The sequence below is a fragment of the Arenibacter flavimaris genome (assembly GCF_030291335.1).
Lineage (GTDB): Bacteria > Bacteroidota > Bacteroidia > Flavobacteriales > Flavobacteriaceae > Arenibacter.
Genome location: NZ_JASWIM010000011.1, coordinates 105416 through 125039 on the forward strand (window position 1 = coordinate 105416; position 19624 = coordinate 125039).

Annotated in this window: 8 protein-coding genes; 2 read left to right on the plus strand and 6 right to left on the minus strand. The window is 38.2% G+C overall.

Going from position 1 to position 19624, the window contains the following annotated elements; translation table 11 throughout:
* Positions 1 to 43 precede the first annotated feature (43 nt).
* The 6 genes from QSE00_RS10710 to QSE00_RS10735 all read right to left on the minus strand — a co-directional run bounded on the left by QSE00_RS10710 (position 44) and on the right by QSE00_RS10735 (position 12003).
* Positions 44 to 2083, minus strand: coding sequence for a beta-L-arabinofuranosidase domain-containing protein (locus QSE00_RS10710; RefSeq protein ID WP_286105941.1), 2040 nt, complete (start codon positions 2081 to 2083; stop codon positions 44 to 46).
* A gap of 6 nt (positions 2084 to 2089) precedes the next feature.
* On the minus strand, positions 2090 to 4513 hold the full coding sequence (locus QSE00_RS10715; RefSeq protein ID WP_286105942.1) for a glycoside hydrolase family 127 protein: 2424 nt from the start codon (positions 4511 to 4513) through the stop codon (positions 2090 to 2092).
* 171 nt (positions 4514 to 4684) lie between these two features.
* Positions 4685 to 6154 (minus strand): sulfatase, encoded by a 1470-nt coding sequence (locus QSE00_RS10720; RefSeq protein WP_286105943.1) that lies wholly within the window; start codon positions 6152 to 6154, stop codon positions 4685 to 4687.
* A gap of 94 nt (positions 6155 to 6248) precedes the next feature.
* Positions 6249 to 7721, minus strand: coding sequence for a RagB/SusD family nutrient uptake outer membrane protein (locus tag QSE00_RS10725; RefSeq protein ID WP_286105944.1), 1473 nt, complete (start codon positions 7719 to 7721; stop codon positions 6249 to 6251).
* Positions 7722 to 7732: 11 nt separating this feature from the next.
* Positions 7733 to 10897: a SusC/RagA family TonB-linked outer membrane protein gene (locus tag QSE00_RS10730; protein WP_286105945.1), complete on the minus strand. Its 3165-nt coding sequence runs from the start codon at positions 10895 to 10897 to the stop codon at positions 7733 to 7735.
* Between the two features lie 257 nt (positions 10898 to 11154).
* A complete protein-coding gene (locus tag QSE00_RS10735) occupies positions 11155 to 12003 on the minus strand; it encodes an AraC family transcriptional regulator (protein ID WP_286105946.1) in 849 nt (282 codons plus the stop codon).
* Between the two features lie 327 nt (positions 12004 to 12330).
* Here QSE00_RS10735 and QSE00_RS10740 point away from each other — a divergent pair, with 327 nt between their 5' ends.
* Together QSE00_RS10740 and QSE00_RS10745 are read left to right on the plus strand one after the other, a co-directional pair.
* Positions 12331 to 16386 (plus strand): hybrid sensor histidine kinase/response regulator transcription factor, encoded by a 4056-nt coding sequence (locus tag QSE00_RS10740; protein WP_286105947.1) that lies wholly within the window; start codon positions 12331 to 12333, stop codon positions 16384 to 16386.
* A gap of 25 nt (positions 16387 to 16411) precedes the next feature.
* Complete coding sequence (locus QSE00_RS10745; protein ID WP_286105948.1) at positions 16412 to 19153, plus strand: DUF6797 domain-containing protein; 2742 nt, start codon at positions 16412 to 16414, stop codon at positions 19151 to 19153.
* Positions 19154 to 19624 lie beyond the last annotated feature (471 nt).

Consider the following 19624-nt stretch of genomic DNA (forward strand, 5'->3'; position numbering starts at 1 on the left):
GAGCAATTGGTTAGTGCCAATCATTTTAACAAACCATTAAGTATTATGGAGTTTCATGGACGTCAATTACGGGAAATTGGGAAATTCTCAGGGTAGTACAACCATACGGTATTAATTCAATCACCTCTTCCTCCGTTTCCAAATTTCTATTCGGCCATGGTGATTCCGGTAATTTCCCATGGTTCCCATTATATTCTTTCCAAAACGGAATTACTTTGCCTTTGGTAAAAATTGACAGAGGGGCATTCTGCAAATTCCAGGGCATACTAGAAATCTCACGACTATCGATTTTAAAATCGTTACCAACTATTGTTTTTTTTGAAATCCCATAGTTCCAAGGGGATTTGGGCAAAACTTCATAATAGCCATTTATCCACTGATCATCCCTCTTTTCTTGCCAATCCTCTTCAATTTTTAAGGCATACAACAATGGACCTCTTTCAATTGCCACTGATCTTTCGAACCAATGCGAAGTTATAACGTTCATTGGTAGGTGAAGTGAAATTTCATCACCCTTGTCCCATTGCCTTTCCAATTTTATTATCCCTTGATAAATTGTCAAATCCTGTTTTTTACCATTAATATAAACAGATGGATCCGCGCACCATTCAGGCACCCTTAAATGAAAATTGAACCTCGCCTTCTTTTCAGGATTAAGAATAAACTTAACATTATCATCAAACGGATAGTTGGTCACTTCTTCTACCCCAACTTTTACTCCCTTGTTCACCAAAATAGTTGCCGAAGAAGGGGCATACACAAGTGCTGCTATACCATTGTCAGCTGTCCCATAGAATAAATTTTGGGTGAATTTAGGCCAGCCTTGATGCATATTGGTAACACAACATGGATAACCTGTCAATTTGCCAAAGAGTGTACCACTTCCGCCGTAATCACAATTGAAGTTTCGATACTCATTGGTAATTTTAATTTGATTGGGCTGTTGAAAGTATTGTTTGTTCATAAACGCATCATCGTGTTGAGTAGGTAATACGTTGAATGCAATTTTCTCCAAATAATCGGCGTAATAGATATTACCGGTAATGGGTAACATACTTTCAAAAGAAAACATGATTTCAACTGCGGAACAGAATTCGGAACCTTGAGTGGGATCATTGCCATGAAGTGCTTCGTCCCCACCAAACATACCATTTGCAAATCCATGGACCGATTTTAAGGAGTTTAGACCTTTAAGGGGGGCATTTAAATATAAAGAATCAGGATTCTGTTGAAAATAAATTACCGGTTCCTTTAGACCTTGAGCTACATTGACGCAATGCAAATTTGAATACGGATTCGCCTGTAATATTTCATCACCCGATAGAACTGAGGTCCAATTATATGTTTGATCGTGAATCAATTGCCCTAACTCAAGCAAATATGGCTCCTTTATGATATTATATAGCCAATATACAATTTGCAAATTATCACCGCCTCTACGACCTGCCCAATAAGTGTAGGCATCCAAAGACTTATTTGGCAACTCTTTTAATTGATATCTAAAATACTTATCCAATAATACGATCACCCGTTGATCTAAAGTGGCCAAATAGTATTGCTGGAATACTTTCAACATCACCATTTTGGGCCACCAATCCTCACTCATTTTCTGTTGTGTGCCTTCAATTATAATAGTCCCTTCCTCGAACGGCTTAGGACCAAAATAACCATCAGCCCTTTGATTTTCAATACTCCAGTCTATCCATCTCTTAACCTTATCCTTTAATACATCGTCATCCAATAGATATGCCAAGGGTGTAAGGCCGTCCAACCAATAGGGACCACGTTCCCAACTATCCCCAGTACCTCCCAGCCAGGCGTTATTCGAACCCAGAACTAGCTCATACATTTGATCGAGTCGTCCAGTTAATCCGTCTCGCTGAGTTTGCAACATATTCAAAAGCCAACCTTTCGCTTTGATATCCCCTAATGGCAAGGGTACATAGGGCTGCGGTAACAACGGTTCTTGATTTGTAATGTAATTGCTGTTCCTTGTCTTTTGTGCATTTATATCCGATACCCCCAAACTAAAGAGTGAAAGTATTAAGCCGGTAACAATTCTATAGGTAAAATTATTCTTCATATTTATTTAATTCAATTCAAATTCGTATAGTCCTGCTGGCTTATCGGCCATCTCGATTTCCAATTTAAAGGCCATGGATGTTACTTCCTTAAAGGCAATAGTGCTAGGTTGTCCATCCTCTTCGATGGTATATTTTCTTAGACCCACAGCTTTCCATGTATCCTCGGCCCAATAATAAAGTTTCCAAGATTTTGGCAATATAATTCTACCTTCATCACCATTCTTCCAAAAAACCGTCGCGTTAGAGATAGTTTGAGGTTCGTCAAAATCCATGACAATCCATTCCGTAGAATTTTTCATAGGCCAAAAATCAAATGCAGTCACTTTATCATTACTTGACTTGTCCGGTATATATGAATCGTTAACTGAGTTTAAATTGCGCAAACCTTCTGTTTTAGAAGTACTTAATACTGCCAAATGAGATTTTTTAGGGTATGCTAAAGGCGTAACAAAATGTGCACTATAGGGTATCCAGACCTCCATCTCCGCCGGTCCCCTATTGGCCCATGCATAATATGGAATGGCCTTAAAATTGATCGATTCTCTTTTTGTGTCACCTGAGTCCGTTATGTAAAGGTGATCCGCTTCTCCTTTGACGGTCATTACCCCTTTCAAAAGATCCTTTTCAAAAGAAAACTTGAATTCCTGATTTTTGTCAATAATAATATGGTTCGAATGGCCATTCGGCAAATCCCAACCTTCTATGCAATAGACCATAGGTCCTAATTGCAAGGCAAATTTCCCCCTATTCTCCTCGATTCTATTATGTGAAATAACAGTGCGTACAGTAAAAGGAAATTCCACTCTAATTTTGTCACCAGGGTTCCAGGTATGGTTTATTACTGCATATCCATTATCCAAATCATACTGAAATTCTTCCTCATTTATGAATATTTTTGTTTTATCGGTCAATGGTTTTCCAAATGTATAGAGGTCTGATGGAACTGGTTTTTCTGTTGCCCACCCAGGAATTCTAATTCGCAGCGGCAATTCGATGGAGGAAGTCGTCTCCAAGGAAATATCGACATTTCCTGACCATGGCAACTGGCTGGTTTGCTTAATTCCTATGGTTTGACCCTTTATTGTTAAATCGGTCTCACTTGAGATAAAAAGGTTCACATAAATGGAATTGTCATCCTGGGCATAAATGTATCCTGGAATATCCGGTATAAAGCGCGCTAAGTTGGAAGGACAACAAGATGTCTCAAACCATTCACTACGAGCTATATGACCTCTCGATTCCAAACGATTTGGATAGAAAAACTTGTCCCCTTCAAGTGAAACCCCAGAAAGAACATTATTGTACATAGAGCGCTCTAAAACATCCACATACTTGGCATTTCCGTGAGTTAGAAACAACCGATAGTTCCAAAACACATTGGCAATAGCTGCGCATGTTTCATTATAGGCACTTAAATTAGGAAGCTCGTATTCGTCTCCAAAACCCTCATGCCCACTTGCAGATCCAATCCCTCCTATAATGTATAACTTCGTATCGACAATGTCATGCCATAGTCTGTCCATGGCTTTAACATAGTCAACATCCTGGGTCAAAGCCGCCATATCGGCCATTGCTGTATACATATAAGCAGCGCGTACGGAATGCCCCAGGGCCTTTTCCTGTTGGGTCACCTTTTTATGTGACTGGTTATAGGTAGATTTATGTGAGTTTTCACCTCTTTTGTCCAAAAAGAATTTAGCCAGATCCAGGTACTTTTTTTGACCGGTGGCCTCATAAAGTTTAGTTAGGCCTATCTCTATTTCTTGATGTCCCGGTACCATTTCACGCTTACCCCATCCAAACTCGCGATTGATCAAATCTGCGTTCTTCACCGCTATATCAAGAAACTTCTTGCTACCTGTGGCGTAATAATGAGCTACTGCGGCCTCATACATGTGACCAGCATTATAAAGTTCATGGGAATCATATTCCACTCTTTCCCATTTAGGATATTTCGCGTCGCGATGAGCATTGGATATACCTAAAATCGTTTTCACGGTATAGAGATAACCGTCATCTTCCTGTGCTTTGCCCACTAAGGTGATCAAACTATCCAGGTATTCTTCAAGATTGGAATTCGGCTCCTGACTTAAGGAATATGCGGCTCCTTCCATGACCTTGTACACATCAGAGTCATCATATCCACGACTAGTATTAAATGTACCGGACTCAAGTCCTGCAGCAACAGTAAAATTTTTGATTCGGCCGCTTTCCTCACTGCGCTGAAAAGCTATTGGTATAGTAACTTCCCTATTAGTGCCAATTTTCTCCTTCCAAAAGCTGTCCGTTACCTTTACTTTTGTAAATCGTACTGGTTTAATGGGATAGTATGAAATGGGCTGTTGGCAAAAACCTTTCGCACAAAATACCAAACTAAAAATTGCATAGCGTATCAAATAGAAAAAATTAGGATTCTTGGAAAACTCCATAGTTAATTATTGTAGATATTATTATTATTTTATAACAAGATTTACGGGTTAAATTCCCCAAAACTTAAACTTCAAATTGTTCTTTATAAGGATGGCTTGTCGGATAAGTCGTAAATAACATTTAAATGAAATTGGCATATTTTGATCATCAAATTACATGTCCAAAACCGATCAAGGTTTACTCTGTTTTACCTTGATTGGAAACCTAGCTTCAACGTCATTCAAATAACTTCTTAAAGCAAGCAACATGTCATTCGCCTTATCAGGGTATACCAATGAAAGATTGGTTTCTTCTCCTATATCATTTTCCAAATTATAAAGCTCAATTTGGTCTTTTTCATACCATAATATCAGCTTCCAATTATTTTGAATTATTGCTGAACCAGGAGAGCCACCTTGGTTTCCATAATGTGGATAATGAAAGTAAATGGTCCTGTCCCAGGATTCTTTGCGCTTATTTTGGACTAGTTCTAAAAAACTCTTTCCGTCTTTGTGTTGATTCGGGAGAAGTTTACTTTGGGTTATCTCCAAAATTGTAGGATAGAAATCAGTAGTGGTAACCGGGATTTTGCAAACCCCATTTCCAAGAATAGTTTCATTCCATCTCATAACCATAGGAACCCTTATACCTCCTTCATATAACCAGCCCTTTCCTGCCCGTAGAGGTCTATTCGAAGTAGGAAGACCTTCTGAAGTCGAGAGTCCTCCATTGTCCGACGTTAAGAACACAGCTGTATTTTTATCCAATCCATATCTCTTTAGCGCTGATAACACCTTGCCTACCGCTTGATCCATAGCCTCCACCATTGAGGCATAGACTGGGTGATTTTGAACCATACGAACTTTATTGGCTCCTTCCGTACCGTAAATGGAATCTTTAGATAGAAGAAGACTCTTCTTGTAATTATATTTTTCTACAAGATCTGGCCGTCCCATTAAAGGGGTGTGTACCGAATAAAACGACAGGTAAGCAAAAAAGGGATTGTCTTTATTCTTTCTAATGAAATCAACAGTTTCGTTAGCCAATCTGTCCGGTAAATGTTCCCCATCCGGACCATCCTTCAAATTAGGGTTTCCATAGGGAGAGAAATATTTATCTCCCCCGTATGGTCCCCCATTTGTCCAACCGCCTTTATTCTCATCAAATCCATTATCCTCTGGCCAAAACCCTTCGGGCCCCAAATGCCATTTGCCAGCAAAAAAAGTGTGATAACCATTATCTTTTAATGCTTCAGCTAAGGTTTTCTCATCAGGACCCAAATAGTCTTGGTATTTGGGGGGAATTAATGGTTTAGTGTACCCTTCAGTTATATCATTGGGTTGCAAATCTCCAAAGTACGCCGTGTTATGAGTTCTTGCGGGATTTTTACCAGTCAAAATGCTGGACCTCGTGGGTGAACAGACAGGTGAGGAAGCGTAGCCACGCGTAAATCTAACACCTTCCTCTGCCAACTCATCAATATTGGGAGTTTCATAGAAAGAACTCCCATAACATCCCAAATCAGACCAACCCAAGTCGTCCACTATGATAAAAACCACATTTGCCCTATCCTTGTTTACCGATAAATCAATATTTCCGTTCTTGCATGCTTTTAAAGAAGCAAAAAGGAATAACAATAAGATAGATTTTGATAAATTCATGAAACACGATTTCTTCGCCATGATAATATCTGTATGTAAAAAGAAAAATTCTAAAGGCTTACAACAACCCTCCCATGCATAAAACGCACTCTAATCAATTATACCCGGGATTCTGCTTTAAATTAGGATTGTTGTCCAATTGACTCTGTGGCAAGGGATAAACCACTTGGTGTGGTTGTGCCTGAATCCCACGATCAATGGCTTGCTGTATGAACTTACCATGTCGGATCAGGTCCTCCCTTCTAAGGCCTTCCGTATAGAACTCCTTCGCCCTTTCAGCCAATATAAAATCATTAAGACTTTCTTTGCTTGGAAAATCCCCTAAGTCTATAATTGATGCTGAAGCTCTTTCACGAATTTGGTTGATCAGGTCGATACTCTCCTGATTGGGACCATTAAGTTCGTTTAAGGCCTCAGCTCTGGCCAAAATGATGTCGGCCAACCTAACATAAGGAATATCATTGCCATGCTCAATTCCAACTGCATCTGGATCCGGTGCATATTTAAAGCTCCTAGCATTATTCAAGGCATTCCCTTCACTATCTCTGACCAATGGGGTCAAGACCCCAGTATTAGTAGGTGTATACTCCGTTAAAAAAAGACTTCTTCTAACATCCTGTTCTTCAAAAGTTTCGTAAAAATCGGTGAAGGTTCGCAATTGGGCTCCATAATTACTCCAGTTGGGAAGAGTTGGATAGTTTGGTGGAAATGCATAGGGCATATAGGGGTTAAACTGGTTACTTCCGACCAAAGACTCGAATCGCAAAATATATTCATTATTGTCATCACCATTAACAGAGAACAACTTGGCATAATCATCATACAGTTCATACCCCATGCCCAAAACCATTTGAGCGGCATCGGCAGCTTTTTGCCATTGTTTGTTGTTCAAATAGAATTTTGTCAACATGGCATATGAATTTCCCTTATTGGCCCTACTTGAAAACCCGCCTTCAGAAAGATTATTGGCGGCAAAAAGAAAATCGGCCTCGACATAGGCCCTATACTCTTCTTCACTAGGTCTGGGAGTTTCCTTTCCGATCTTCTCAATTTCATCCAGACTTGCCCCTACAGGTATTTCAATAATAGGAGTTGGTCCAAAAATATTGTGAAGGATGTAATAAGAAAAGCCTCTTACAAATCTCGCCTCGGCGGTAATCTGTGTCAAAGTTTCCTCGTCAATGGTTTCCAAATTACTGGAAACGGCAAGTACATTATTGGCTGCTGCTACAGCGCGATAAAATTTATTGTATTGACCATTAAAAATACCATCTGACGCATCCCATGTGAACTGCATAAAAGGCAGCACTTGTCTTTCAAATCCACCATCGGATTCCAGAGTAATGTCAGTAGTCAATTCGTTCAGAACAAAGAAATAATACTGCATGGATGCTCCTGAACTCGAAATTTGCATATTGGAATACGCTCCAGTCAGTAGCGCATCAACAGCTGGTTTGTCCTTTAAGAACGCCCCGGGCTCATATTCAGTGAAAACTTCCTCCTCAAGAAAATCCTCACAACTTGTTATGCCCAATATTATTAATAAACAAAATAAATACTTCTTCATTTCTTTTCTATTTAAAATTTAACATCCAATCCTAGTCTGATTGTTTTTGCCAAGGGGTAACTATTATAATTGGTCTTAGCAACACTTGTCCCATCCGCGCTGGAATCGGGATCATACCCATCATAATCGGTTATAGTGAGCAGATTATCCGCAGCTACAAAAAACCTAAGGCTCTGCAACAGGCTATTTCCAGTCAGAGGTACATTGTACCCTAGTGTGATATTCTTTAGTCTAACATATGACGCGTCCATCACGGTCATGGAATTGATGGCCCTACCACCACCGTATAAGGTTGGACTAACCCCTGAAGGAATAGAATTGGTCGGATTTTCCGGAGTCCATCTTTCCTTATAATATCTGGAGATAGAATTTCTATATGAGTTGGTAGGGTATAAAGATTCCGTAATATTGCCATCCAATGTCTCAATACCCTGGACACCCATAAAAAATACATCCAAGGATATATTTTTATATCTAAATGAATTATTGAAACCAAAAGTAAAGTCGGGAAAAGGATCTCCAAGGACAACCCTATCGTCGGTATCAATTACACCATCGTTGTTCTGATCAACAAACTTTGGCATACCGTAGGTATATCCTGAAACGGCAGGAGTCGGAGAATTCGCTATATCATCACCTAACTGGAACATTCCATTCACCTCATACCCATAGAAGGAGCGTAAAGGAATCCCTTCCCGAATAATATTATATTGGTTAATAAAGTATCCTATCGAACCTGTAATGATCTCTTCTGTAAAGTCTGGCAACTCTTTAACTTCATTCTTCAAAAATGAAAAGTTCAGATTCGAACTCCAATCAAAATTATTTGTCTCGGCAAAATTTGCTCTTAGATTTATGTCAATTCCTTTATTTTCGACCTCACCAAAGTTGGTTCTAACAGTGGAAAAACCTACTACGGATGGCAACGGTTTAATAAAAAGCTGATCCTGCGTAATCCTATTGTACATATCAATAGATCCTGACAACTTACTTGAAGCCAACTCAAAATCAAGGCCTAGATTCACCTCTGTTGTTGTTTCCCATTTTAAATCAGGATTTGGTAGTCGTGCCAGTTCCACTCCCTGAGCTATTGCACCTCCGAAGACAGAATTGCCGCCAGCGACCAAAGTTTGTCTAGTTTCGAAGTTATTGATCCCTTGATTCCCCAATTGTCCGTAACCTGCCCTGACCTTCAATTCATTTATAAAGTTGCTCTCTTTCAAGAAAGCTTCCTCACTTATACGCCAACCCAACGAACCTGAAGGAAAAAAAGCGTACTTATTATTTTTTGTAAATCTTGAAGAACCATCAACCCTAAAGGACAAGGTCATCAAATACTTATTATTAAATCCATAAGTTCCCCTGCCTATAAAACCATTAAGTTGGTTCTTGAATTTTCCACTGCTCAATCCATCCCCTAAATCGCCATCACCACTTTGAAGGGAATTGGTCCCCGTAACATCTGTAAGGAAACCGGTTACAAATCCTCCCATATTCCTATTGAGGAACTCTTCAAAGGTGACACCGCCCATAATAGAAACATCGTGCACTTCATTGAAAGTGTTCTCATACCTCAAAAGCGTCTCCAGAAGCCAATGGGTACTCTCGGAATTACCAACACTGGCGATACCTCCATTCGCCAATCCAGCTAAAGTCATCCTGTTCCTGTAATGATCCGATCTGCCGTTTCTTACGTCAGCACCAACACGTAAAGTTGCCGTAACATTCTCTATAGGTTCATAATCTGCATTTACAGATGCATAAAATTGCGAAACCAGTTCTCGCTCATCTATCCCATTTATCAAGGCAACCGGATTGTCCAGTGCTATTGAAGGGTTCCTATAATAAGCACCATCCTCCCCTATACCAGCCGGCAAAGTCGGATCAAACTGAATTGCAGAGTTGATAGGTCCAGCGCCTTCATTAACCTGATTTTTATCGAAAATGATCGACTTTGTGGCATTTCTAGTAAAATTGGCATTGGCCGAAATCAAAAGATTGTCAAAGGGCCTACTCTGAATATTTAATCTTATATTATATTTTTGGTTGGAAGAAGTTTTTACAATTCCGTCTTGGTCGAAATAGTTCAGTCCCAAATAGTAATTTCCCTTTGCATCACCTCCAGACACGGACAGGTCATGGTTCTGAACTAGAGCATTAGTAAACAATTCATCTTGCCAGTTTGTCCCTTTTCCAGCACTATTTATTTCAGAATCAGAATATACTGCGGACCCACCATTATTAATTTGCCTGAAATTGGTCATCTCCATATAATCACTTGCCCCAAGTACATCCAACTTTTTGGTCGACGATTGAAAACCTGTATATGTATTATAGGAAATAGATGTTTTTCCTGCTTTTCCTTTCTTTGTGGTTATCAACACAACTCCATTTGCGGCCCTAGTTCCATAAATCGCACTTGAGGATGCATCTTTAAGCACATCAATGGATTCAATATCACCAGGACTCAAAGAAGATGGATCCACCCCAGGTAAACCATCCACTACGAACAATACGTCATTACTACTGTTAATAGACCCTGCGCCACGAATTTGGATCTTAAGTGGAGCACCTGGTGCAGAACTTACTTGGCTGACATTCACACCGGAAGCAGCACCGCTCAACAATTGCACTGCATCGTAATTGGCCCCTTCGGTAAAATCTTCCGCAGTTACATTAACAATTGCACCCGTAAGATCAGACTTTCTTTGGGTTCCATAACCTACGACCACTACTTCATCCAAGCCTGCAGCACTTTCTTCCATTACTATCGTCACCTGATCTTGGCCACCAATTTTAATTTCCTTAGAGGCATACCCAATATAACTTACCACAATAATGGATTGCGGATTGGCTAAGCTTATAGTAAAATTTCCGTCGAAATCGGACTGCACACCGTTTCGAGTCCCTTTTTCAACAATACTTGCCCCGGGAAGAACATTACCGTTTGTATCGGAAATCGTGCCGGAAACGATAAAATCCTGGGAACCAATAATGTATTTTGCTGTTAGCGATACCACTTCCGCCCTTGCCATCACATTACTCTCATAAAAAGATTTGACATCCATACTGTACGCACCTGTAACAAACAGAAGTGTCAGTGGAATAATTGTCTTGAGTCCTTTGCTTAAAATTCCTTTTATATGCCAAGGAATAATGTTGTTAGTTTTGTTCATAATTCTCATTTGATTGTTTTTGATTGTCTTACAAAGTCATTTTAATTACAATGTTCCTCACCACTATCTTAGATGACAAACCCATTAGGCATTATCACCTTCAACAAGTGCTGCAAAGAATTTGCTCTTAGTACTAATTCCTCTTTTCGTCTTTCATATAATTTGGTATGGGTTTTTAAGGTTAATTGATTATTTAAACGCTACTAGTAAATACTGCTGACTAATATTTGGATAACACCAACCGCAATACAATTTATTTATTCAAAATCCAGTTGACGTATGTAGTTTGATGGTGTAATACCAACATAATTTTTAAACATTCTATTAAAATTGGTAATTGACTTGAACCCGGATAAATTCGATACATTGGCGATACTGTAACTTCCATCTTGCCTCAAAAGCTTGCAAGCATGCATAATTCTTAGCTCGATCAAATAAGAAAAAAAGGTTCTGCTCATTCTGTTCTTAAAGTACTTGCAAAAGGCTCCAGGGCTCAGACAAGCAATATCCGCTATCATATCCAAAGTAATTTCCTTATTAAAGTTGACATGTGTATAATCCAGAACCCGTCTCATTCTGAAATCCACGATATTCTTAACTCCTAACCCTTTAATAAACACACCTAAAGTTTCCTTTTTGCATTTACAAACTTCCCTCATAAGCTCAAGGAACAAAAGAAATCGAGAAAACTTGTCAGCCATCGGCAATTGGTACATCAAGTTTGATATGGAAGGACGATACTCAGTCAACTTAAAACCACAATCCAACAACCCGAAGAATGACTTAATCTGATCTAGCTGGGATAATTCGAAAAAATTACTTCCAAAAGCATTCATCTTAAAGAATATGGATATTCTATGATTATCCAGACTAGCTGAGGCCTTTCGAAAAGAATGTGGGCAATTTGAACCAATAACAAAAAAATCCCCAGGACCATACCTATGTACCGCGTGAGAAATAAAAAATTTACCTGAGCCTTTCACTATATATGTTATTTGTATTTCTTCATGCCTGTGCATGTTACTGCAAGCGGGTACCAAATTATCCTCTTGCACTAAAAGATTCTCGTTGATAGGCTTTGGTATTTCAAAAGAATATACATTCATAAACTTCTATCTAAATAACACTCGAACTAAACTTTCTACTCCTTGAAAGGAAATCTGTTTACAACTTTTTAATTGTACAGCTACGACCCTCCAAATAGTATTTTCATGATCAGATTATACGTATGTGCTAATTCATTAATTCAATAATATTGAACTTATCGAATCTAAGCACCTATATATCAGTACATAAAATCCTAAACAAGATTAATGCTTATTTCAACTGTAGATATGTACATTTGATTTTTAATTCAGGACATTTGTTCAATTATTGAATTTTAGTTTATAAATCTAATTATCAGTACTACTTTTGATCAAAAGCGAACTTGAATGCCACTAATAATTGGATATAGAAGATTTCTTATTTTTATTTTTGCCCTACTGCATTGGTTTGATATAAGTAGCCAAACTATAGATTTTCAAAAAATAACAGTTAGACAAGGTCTTTCCCATAGTTATGTAAATGCTATAGCCCAAGATGTCAATGGAGCTATTTGGATGGCTACAGTTGAAGGAATGGATAAATATGATGGTTATACAGTGGACAACTATCCCAATGACAATTTTATTCCAAAGTGTAAGGAAATATTGTCCTTGTTAAATGTAGGGAAGAGTTTATATGTTGGCACCAACAGTGGCGTATACAAGTTTGATTCGGATTCGGATAGATTCAAACTCATTGATGAAGCTGACCAGACCATTGGTTCGGTAAATAATTTCTATAATTCAATTGACAGTACAGCTTTCGTTTGCAGCAAAAAGGGCCTGTTCATCATAAACAACAACGATACATTCACTGAGTTATTGAAAAATGTCAATGTCAGGGCTATCTCCAATTATAAATCCAATGTTTATTTTGTGGCATTGGATCAAAAAATTTTAATGATCAATAAACTCGGGGAGGTGTTAAAAGAGTACCATTACCCGAGTAGACCGAACTCTCCGAGTTTAAGTGGATTTTATTTGGACCCCATTCTGTTCAGGGATAAACAAGGTGTAATTTGGCTAGGTACCCTTAAAGGACTTTTTAAATACAATACAGTATCCGACAATTTCGAAAACGTTCAGTTTACTAAAATGTCAAATCAGCTGGAGGCCAATGTCATACGTGCAATAGCTGAGGATAAGAATAATCAGTTATGGATAGGAACGGAATTTGGCTTGTTTATATATGACAAAGCCGGTAACTCTAGCAAACATTATGGCCAAACCTTTCATGACGACCCCAAAAGTCTTTCAGACAAATCTATCCATTCCCTATTCTTTAGTAAAGAAGGAATAGCTTGGATCGGGACCTATTTCGGGGGTCTTAATTATTCCAAACCAATCACAAATGGTTTTTATAAAATGTTACCTAGCGATTTGAAAAGTTCGCTTGGCGGAAAGGCTATTAGTCAGATAATACAGCATACCGATGGTAAACTTTGGATAGCAACCGAGGATGGTGGTGTCACTATTTATGACAACAAAAAAAACCAGTTTGAATACCTAAAACATATTGAGGACAATGAGAATTCAATAAGTAGTAATAATACCCATGCTTTATTAGAAGATCACGATGGCAATATCTGGATTGGAACTTTTCTTGGGGGTCTAAATCATTATAATATAAAAACAGGGAATATTCAGATATACAAGAATGATATTCTAGATACAACATCCATCTCAAATGACCATGTATATTCTCTTCTTCAACTCAACAACGAGGAGATATTGGTAGGCACCCAATATGGCCTGAATATATTTCATTATAAATCAAATTCGTTTACATTGTACAAACCGCAAATTTTCAAGAACAAGTTCATTAATGATATGATATTTGACAAAAGAGGGGATTTATGGGTATGTACATCTAGATCGGGATTGTTCAAAATTGAAAGAAAAACAAATAGAATAACACAATTCACTGCCCCTTTTGCAAATGGCCAAGGTCTAAACGATAATGAAATCCTAGCTGCATATGAAGATGAAAATCAAGACCTTTGGTTTACCACATATAAAGGAGGATTGCATAAATGGAACAATTCTTCAGGAACATTCGAGTCTCTATCAAAAGAAGACGGTTTGTCTAATAACAGTGTTTACGGAGTATTACATCATAAAGAAAAAGGATATTATATATCAACCAACTTAGGTTTGAATTTTTATGACCCAAAGACTGCTCTGATCAATACATTTACGATTTCGGACGGTCTTTCAACCAATCAATTCAATTATAAGTCTTTCCTTAAGGACAAAGCGGGATGGATGTATTTTGGTTCAGTAAATGGACTCAATTATTTTAACCCAGATAGCCTTAGAACAATTAAATCGGTTTCAAACCTACATTTCAAAGACTTCAAACTATTTAATAAAACCGTAAAGATAGCTGATAACTCACCATTAAGAGCTCATATAGACAGAATCGACACATTGATATTAAAGCATAATGAGAATGCATTTACTTTTGAATACGTAAACATCGACTATTTCTCTGAAGGCAATAATTCCTATTCCTATTACCTTGAAGGTTATGAAGAAAACTGGAACCATGTTGGCAATAACCTTAGTGCCACTTATACCAATTTGTTCGATGGCGATTACACCTTCCATCTTAAAAACACCCGTGTGGGACATGACATCAACGAAAGACAAATCTTTATAAGAATACTCCCGCCATTCTGGAAGACCAACTGGGCATTTGCTTTATATGCTCTTTTAATTTTAGGCTCCATTTATTCATACTATAGGTTTCTAATGTTTATCCAGAATAAAAACATGGCCATCGAATTACAAAAAATTGAAAAGGAGAAGCAGCAAATAATCAATAGGCAAAGGCTGAATTTTTTCACTTTTATTTCCCATGAGTTTAAAACACCACTAACTTTAATTATTGCTTCTATTGAAAAATTGGTACAATCTTCCTCCAATAATTCTGTCCAAGCCGATGGTTTTCTTTCAATAAAACAAAATGCGCAAAAGCTTTATCAACTGGTCCAACAATTGATGCAATTCAGACAAATGGAAACCGCCCATGCCAAACTGGAGCTTCGCAAAGGCAACATTATACTGTTTCTCAAAGATACCTTTTATGCCTTTGAGCCACTCTTTAAAAGCAAGGACCAACAATCCATTTTTACCTCTAATACTGTTGAGTCGACCTGTTACTTTGACGCTCAAAAATTGGAAACAATAATAACCAATTTAATATCAAATGCAATTAAAAATACTAATGCCAGTGGCACAATAAAAATGGAAGTTGAGATCATATCAGAGCATAGTGATACAGAAAACAAGAAGGTTAATTTGAACATCAAGATATCGGATACCGGAATTGGACTCAGCGAAGAAGATCAGGCACAACTTTATGCACCATTTTATACCAATACAAAAAATGATAATGGAAAATCGGGATCAGGAATAGGATTGGCCTTGGTTAAAAGTCTCGTAGAATTCTTGCAAGGGACAATTGAAATAAAAAGTCAACCTACCAAAGGAACTTCATGTCAAATTTATCTTCCGGTTATAACCTATCTTAATGAAGACCAGAGTGTAAAGCCAATAAATGGCAACAAATCAATGGACATCCCTGTTGATTTGGTCGTCGATAATAACAATTTAGAAAAGGAAAACGGCTTTAAAAATTCAAAAGACCTCAAACTCTTAATAGTTGAGGACAACAAAGAGTTATTGATTTTTCTAAAAAAGCATTTTTCTCCAGTTTATGATGTAATGACTGCAAATAATGGTAAGGTTGCCTTGGCAAAAATGAACAAGACCATTCCAGATGTCATAATATCTGACATAAGAATGCCTCAAATGGATGGACTCTCTTTCTGTAAATCCGTTAAGATATCTCCTAGGACCAGACACATTCCTTTTTTGCTTTTGACAGGTCAAACGAGTGATAAAAACAAATTCAAAGGGCTTCGTTTTGGGGCCAATGCTTATATGTCCAAGCCATTTAATCTTACGGAATTGGATTTAGTGGTAAAAAATCTTTTGGACTCCAACGAAAGTCTATACCAACGTTTTTCAAGTCTAGCTGAAAAAGATGCCGCTCCCCATAACAACCAGAAAAAGGAATTTCTTTTAAAAATCACTGAACTAATCGAAAAAAATTCTGAGGATCCTGGCTTTACAGTTGATAAGTTAGCTAAAGAAGCTGGGGTAAGCCGGTCATTACTGCACAATAAAATGAAAGATATTACTGGTCACAGCGCATTGGAATATATTACGCAAGTTAGACTTGATAATGCAATAATTTATTTACAGGAAGGTTATACGGTTTCGGAAGTGGCATATAAAATAGGGTATGAGCCTAGTTACTTCAGTAGGGTATTTAAGAAGCATTATGCATTAACTCCAAAAGCTTTTATAAAAAGAAAAAAGTCTGAGGAACAGTGATAAAAACCAATAAATTATAAAACAAATGAAAAATATTTCCAGAAAATCAAGAATTCCAAATCTTGGTTTGCCCCGGTCATGTATTTTTTTGGCCGTTGTAATCATTTTCTTGGGTTGCGTTGAAAAAAAATGGCACGAAGGAGTTGAATTTACATTGGATAATAGCCAATTAAAACCTTATGAAAATAGTATTGACCATGTGACTTTGATCAAAGGTTTAAACGATAATTCTTATAAGAATGGAGAAAGAACATATCAAAAGCTTTGCCACAACTGCCATGGGAATATGGTCGATGAGGCTTCGCTCCCCACAGCACATAAGTTTTGGAACCAAAAATTCAAAGTCGGGAACGATCCATATTCCATGTACCAGACCATCACTAAAGGGTTTGGCTTAATGCCCCCACAGGTGGATCTGACCCCTAAGGAAAAACATGAAGTTATTCATTTTATCAGAGAGAAATTCATAAAAAATCATAACAAAGATGAGTATTCCATTGTGCACCACGCATATCTCGAAAGTCTGCCAGAAGGGGATTCCATAGGCCCAGAACCCAAAATAAAAGAGCCTTGGGCAGCGATGGATTACGGCAACTTTCTAATAAACACTTATGAATTAGTCGAGAAGGACGCCCCGGAAAGAGAGCGCTTCAAAGGGCAGGCAGCCCCCTTAATAGATCAAGATTTTTCCAATGCCAATATGGCCTATAAGGGCATTGCAATTCGTTTGGACCAAGGAGAGGGCGGTGTGTCAAAGGGCAAGGCATGGGTCGTCTTTGATGAAGACTTGTTTAGGCTAGCTGGGGGCTGGACAGGAAATGGTTTCATTGACTGGAATGGGATACTGCTAAACGGAAAACATGGCATTGCACCTCGTACGGTGGGCGAACTACACTTCGACAACCCTGTCGGACCTGGTTGGGCAGATCCAATATCTGGTGGTTTTGAAGATCCTAGGTTCGAGGCTAGGGATGGCAGAAAATTTGGACCATTGCCAAAAAAATGGGGTAAATATAAAGGCCTATATCATTATGAGGACCATATAATCTTATCCTATGACATCGGTGAATCCAATATTTTGGAAGAATTTGGAATCGAATCCTACAATGACACTGATATATTCACAAGGACACTAAATATAACGAGTAACGGACAAGACCTAAAAATGAGGGTCGCACCCCAGAATGTTAATGTAGCCTTAATTGGAACCCAGGCGGAACTAAAAAGTGAAAATGGTTTTCATGTTCTATCGGTTCCTCCTTCAGATGGAGAAATCAAGATAAAATTGCTCATCTCCAAATTAGGAGAAGGCCTTGGTGCTTATTCGAAAATAGCACCTGTCCCGATATCACTTCAAAAATTCACAACTGGGGGTAGAGCACATTATAATAAGGAGATTATCACAGAAACCATAACACTTAATACAGAAGGCCCGTTCTCTGTAGATGTCCTCTCAGCACCCAAAGAAAATAAGTGGAATAGTAGAATAAAAATGAGCGGGATAGATTTCATGGCGGATGGAAACAGTGCTTTTGTTTGCACCACAGAAGGAGAGGTCTGGCGGGTAAAAGGACTCCTAGAAAAAAGTGGTAAATTATATTGGAAAAAAATTGCCTCAGGTCTGTTCCAGCCCTTGGGAATCAAAGTGATAAAAGATCAAATATTTGTTGGCTGCCGGGATCAAATAGTACTACTAAGGGATTTGAACAACGATGAAGAAACGGATTTCTATGAGTGCTTTAACAATGATCACCAAGTAACAGAGCATTTTCATGAATTCGCTATGGGCCTCCAAGCGGATCAAGAAGGTAATTTATATTATGCAAAAAGTGCAAGGCATGCCCGGGAAGCCATCGTACCCCAGCACGGCACCTTACTGAAGGTCAGAAAGGATGGGTCCAGTACAGAAATAATTGCCAGCGGCTTTAGGGCAGCAAATGGTGTTTGTATTAATCCTGACGGTAGTTTCTTGGTTACAGATCAAGAAGGGCATTGGAACCCAATGAACCGGATTAACTGGGTGGAAAGAAATAAAGAAGTAGGTTTTTATGGAAATATGTTCGGATACAGCCCACCAAAAGATAGTTCAGATCTGGCAATGATAGCCCCCATGGCCTGGGTAGACAAAAAAATGGATCGTTCACCTGCAGAGTTATTGTGGGTAGACAGTGAACAATGGGGGCCACTTAATGGCAGCTTGCTAAGTTTGTCATATGGATATGGACAAGTTTTTATTGTTCCATATGAAAATGTAAACGGCCAAAGACAGGCAGGGTTGTTTCAACTGCCAATTCCAGACCTTCCCACGGGCATTATGAGGGGAAGGTTCAATCCTTTGGATGGCCAGCTCTATGTTTGCGGGATGTCAGCTTGGGGAACACAGCAAATGATAGAGCCAGGGGGACTTTATAGAATAAAGTATTCCGGTAAACCAGTGTTCGTTCCCATTGAACTTAATGCCTCCCAAAAGGGATTGCTTATAAAATTTGCTACAAGACTAGACCCAAAATCCGCACAAAATATTGACAATTATACGGTCAAAACTTGGGATCTGAAGCGAAGCAGGGAATACGGTTCCGAACATTACAATGAAAAAGAATTGTACGTCAAGAGGATAACACTTCTCCCAGACCAACAAACCATCAACATGGAAATACCAGGAATAAAGGCAACTTGGCAGATGGAAGTTAATTTTAAGCTAAATGACCACTCGGGAAAAGAAGTCAAAGGAACCATACAAAACACGGTTTATAATCTTGGAGATTAAATTCAAGGATTCGATTGATTACATATAAAATACAAAATGCACCAAATGAAAATATAAGGTGCACATAATCCATTTATGACATGAATGACAATTTTGTTGAGAAAAAACCTCTAGTCATCAGCTCCTTTTACACAATATTCGTCGAAGTTAACACTATTTTCACCACTATGCTATGTATGTTTTTATATTTAGTAAACTACCACTATGTTTGTATAGAACAATTTGTTCTGTACCACTTAATTGGTCGTAAAGGCATCAATTAATAATAATGGAAATGAGCAATATTAAGTTGGTCGATTTAATCTTCTTGGTAGTTCAATTTATATAAGCATTTATAAGGAAAGTCGAAAAGAATCCTTGTTATTTTATGGCTAATTCCATATGAGTTTAATACCTGTGCAATGTAATTATTATTGTATTTATTTAGTAAGTTGAGTTAGTTTAAGTAAGGGAAGGGATACTTATCTCTTC